The 3,288-nt window shown below is 76.3% G+C and carries 3 protein-coding genes and 1 pseudogene; 2 read left to right on the top strand and 2 right to left on the bottom strand.

Annotated elements, in window-relative coordinates:
* The first annotated feature begins 386 nt into the window (after positions 1-386).
* Both AB0K37_RS41250 and AB0K37_RS41245 read left to right on the top strand, forming a co-directional pair.
* Positions 387-1,310 carry an ATP-binding cassette domain-containing protein gene (locus AB0K37_RS41250; protein WP_363991429.1) on the top strand — a complete coding sequence of 308 codons (924 nt, stop codon included), beginning with the start codon at positions 387-389 and terminating at the stop codon, positions 1,308-1,310.
* A 504-nt stretch (positions 1,311-1,814) separates the two neighbouring features.
* Positions 1,815-2,096, top strand: coding sequence for a hypothetical protein (locus AB0K37_RS41245; protein ID WP_363991427.1), 282 nt, complete (start codon positions 1,815-1,817; stop codon positions 2,094-2,096).
* Between the two features lie 25 nt (positions 2,097-2,121).
* Here the strand turns inward: AB0K37_RS41245 and AB0K37_RS41240 are convergent, their stop codons facing one another.
* Together AB0K37_RS41240 and AB0K37_RS41235 are read right to left on the bottom strand one after the other, a co-directional pair.
* Positions 2,122-2,790 (bottom strand): response regulator transcription factor, encoded by a 669-nt coding sequence (locus AB0K37_RS41240; RefSeq protein WP_363991425.1) that lies wholly within the window; start codon positions 2,788-2,790, stop codon positions 2,122-2,124.
* Positions 2,787-3,288 (bottom strand): annotated as a pseudogene (locus tag AB0K37_RS41235) (hypothetical protein); the annotation flags it as partial. The pseudogene AB0K37_RS41235 and the gene AB0K37_RS41240, both read right to left, overlap by 4 nt.

The raw sequence follows: 3,288 nt of genomic DNA, 5'->3' as shown, positions 1-3,288 counted from the left end.
GCGGCGCCGCGGGGCCCGGGTCTGGAGATACCGCTGGGGACGCCGCGGCCGGCGGCCGCGGCGGCGCCGATGGTCGGTGCGGCCGTCCCGATGGACGACGCGTCGGTGACGATGCCGGACGTGATGGGCGGCGTGCCGCCGCGTCGGGGTCCCCTCCGCTGACCGGACCGGCCGGACCGGATCTCACGGGCCGTCCCGGACGGCGCTTCGGCGCCGCCCGGGGCGGTCCGTTCGCGTGCGCCGCCGGAGAAGGGCCGTCCGCGGGGGCCGCCCGGCGGATGCCGGATTCCTGACGAAAGTCGGGGCCGGAGGCTGGCGTCCGGCCGGTGTGCGGGTCCTCCCCCACTGCCTAGCGTCGCCCTGGACGGCTGGACGGGAGGACGCAGATGATCACGTTGCGGGGCCTGACGAAGAGGTTCGGGGACAGGACGGCGGTGGACGGGCTGTCGCTGGAGGTGGCGGCGGGGAAGGTGACGGGGTTCCTCGGCCCCAACGGCGCCGGGAAGTCCACCACGATGCGGATGGTGGTGGGCCTGGACCGCCCGAGCGCGGGCGAGGCGCTGGTCGGGGGCCGCCGGTACGGGGAGCTGCGGCGCCCGCTGCGGGAGGTGGGGGCGCTGCTGGACGCGGGCGCGGTGCATCCGGGACGGTCGGCGCGGGCGCATCTGCTGGCGATGGCGCGCAGCAACGGCATCGCGCGGGGCCGGGTGGAGGAGGTCCTGGCGATGGTGGGGCTGGAGACGGTCGCGGCCAGGCGGGCGGGGACGTTCTCGCTGGGGATGCGGCAGCGGCTGGGGATCGCGGGCGCGCTGCTGGGCGATCCGGGGGTGCTGATGTTCGACGAGCCGGTCAACGGGCTGGATCCGGACGGGGTGCTGTGGGTGCGGCGGCTGATGCGTTCGCTGGCCGCGCAGGGGCGGACGGTGCTGGTGTCGTCGCATCTGATGAGTGAGATGCAGCTGACGGCGGACCGCCTGGTGGTGATCGGGAGGGGCAGGCTGCTGGCTGACGCGCCGATGGCCGAGGTGATCGCGGCGGGGTCGGGCGGCGAGGTGCGGGTCCGCAGCCCCCACGCGCGGGTGCTGGCGGATCGGCTGGCGTCGGCGGGCGGGCGGGTGCGGCGCACCGGCGAGGAGGAGCTGCGGGTGGCGGGGCTGGCCGTGGAGCGCGTCGGGCTGGTCGCGTTCGAGGCCGGCGCGCCGGTGCTGGAGCTGGGCGCGGTGGAGGCGTCCCTGGAGGAGGCGTACATGGAGTTGACGGGTGCGAGCGTGGAGTTCGGCGCCATGCCGGGGACGGGGTCTGAGCGATGACGGTCACAGGGGTGCGGGCGGACGAAGGCCCCGGCGCAGGAGCGGCCCGCGGCACGGGCGGCGGATGGCGCGGTGCCGTCGCCGCGGAGTGGACGAAGCTGGGGTCGGTGCGGTCCACCTGGTGGGCGCTGGCGTCGGCGGTGGCGCTGATGGCGGTGATGGCGTTCACGCTGGCGACCTCGACGGTCTCCAACAACACCAACGCGCTGCCCGATGACGACATGGGGGTGGTGTCGGCCAGCGGTGTGGCGGTCGGTGCGCTGGACATGGTCCAGTTCGTGGTGCTGGCCCTGGCGATCCTGGCGATCACCGGGGAGTACGCCACGGGCACCATCCGGGCGACGCTGCAGTGGGTGCCGCCGCGCGGCCGGATGCTGGGCGCCAAGGCAGTGGTGGTCGCGGCGGTGGCGTTCCCGCTCGGGGCCGCGCTCAACGCGGTGGGGGCGGCTGCGGCCCGCCGAGTTCGCCGCCGACGCGCTGCAGTCGGGGGTGTACCTGGCCCTGGTGAGCGTGCTGGTGCTGGCGGTCGGGGCGATGCTGCGCAGCACGGCGGCGTCCCTGACGACGGCGTTCCTGTTCCTGCTGGTGGTGCCGATGCTGCTGGGGAGCGGGGACGAGTCGGGGCCGGCGCGCAAGGTGTCGGACTCCCTGCCCAGCAGCGCCGGCCGGTACTTCATGGCCGGGGAGGGCCCCTACCCGCAGGCGGTGGGGCTGGTGATCCTGGTGGCGTGGACGGCGGCGGCGCTGTGCGGCGGCGTGGTGGTGCTGCGTCGCCGCGACGCCTGAAGTCCGGGGCGCACGCGCATCGGGGTCAGGCCGGGTCCTCGGTGCCGTCGACGAGGCCCGCCTGGTAGGCCAGCACGGCGGCCTGCACGCGGTTGCGGACGTCCAGGCGGGTCAGGATCGCGCTGACGTAGGCCTTGACGGTGCCCTCGACGATGTGCAGGCGGCCGGCGATCTCGGCGTTGGACAGGCCCGCGCCGAGCAGCGCCAGCACCTGGCGCTCGCGGGGGGTGAGCCCGGTGATGCGGCGGCGGGCGCGGGCGCGGCCGTCCAGGCGCCCGCCGCCGATCTGGGTGATGACGCGGTGGGCGACCTTCGGGGACAGGTAGGCGGCGCCGCCGGCGACGGCGCGGACCCCGGCGATGAGCTCGCGCGGGTCGCCGGACTTGAGCAGGAAGCCGCTGGCGCCGCCGGCCAGGGCGCGGGCGATGTACTCGTCCTCGCCGAAGGTGGTGAGCATGACGACGCCGGTGGCGGGAGCCAGGCGGCGCAGTTCGGCGGCGGCGGCCAGGCCGTCCAGGCGCGGCATGCGGATGTCCAGCAGCGCGACCGCGGGACGGTGCCGCAGGACCAGGTCGACGGCCTCGCGCCCGTCGCCGGCCTCGGCGACGACCTCGATGCCGGGGTCGGCGGTCAGGATCGCGCGCACGCCCGCGCGGATCATCGCCTCGTCGTCGGCGAGCAGTGCCCTGATCACTGGTCCTCCTGGTCGTGGGCGCGCTGGGCGCTCAGCTGGCGGGTGTCGTAGGTGTTCTTGGCGACGAGGCGGCCGCCGGCGAAGCACAGCCGGTAGACGCGGCCGACGCCGAGCACGTTGGCGTCGGGCCGGTAGTAGCGGCAGTCGGCGCCGGGAGGCTCGGGGACGGCGGCGCGGACGGTGCCGGTGTCGAGGGTCTGCATGGGCGGCAGGACCCGCTCGGCGCGGTGCTGCGGGTCGCCGACCGCCAGCGCCCCGTAGTCGGCGGGCTCCAGGACGGAGTTGAGGGTGGCGAAGACGTAGTAGCCGGCCATGACCGCGCCGAGGACCGCCATGAGGACGGTGGGGGCGGCGATCGCGGTGATCAGGCCGCGGCGGACGCGGCGGCGCTCGCGGGCCAGGTGACGGGCCGATTCGGAGGGCCACTCCCCCGCGGGCGCGGCCGCGGGGGCCAGGCCGAGGGCGGTGCGCAGCGCGTCCCGCGCGGTCGGCCTGGCC

The organism is Actinomadura sp. NPDC049753 (genome assembly GCF_040674655.1).
Taxonomy (GTDB): domain Bacteria; phylum Actinomycetota; class Actinomycetes; order Streptosporangiales; family Streptosporangiaceae; genus Spirillospora; species Spirillospora verrucosospora.
This window is presented reverse-complemented; position numbering and strand designations above follow the sequence as displayed.

Bases quoted from the DNA above. Each gene is read 5' to 3' on its own strand.
- AB0K37_RS41250 (WP_363991429.1), top strand. From the start codon at position 387: ATGATCACGTTGCGGGGCCTGACGAAGAGGTTCGGGGACAGGACGGCG.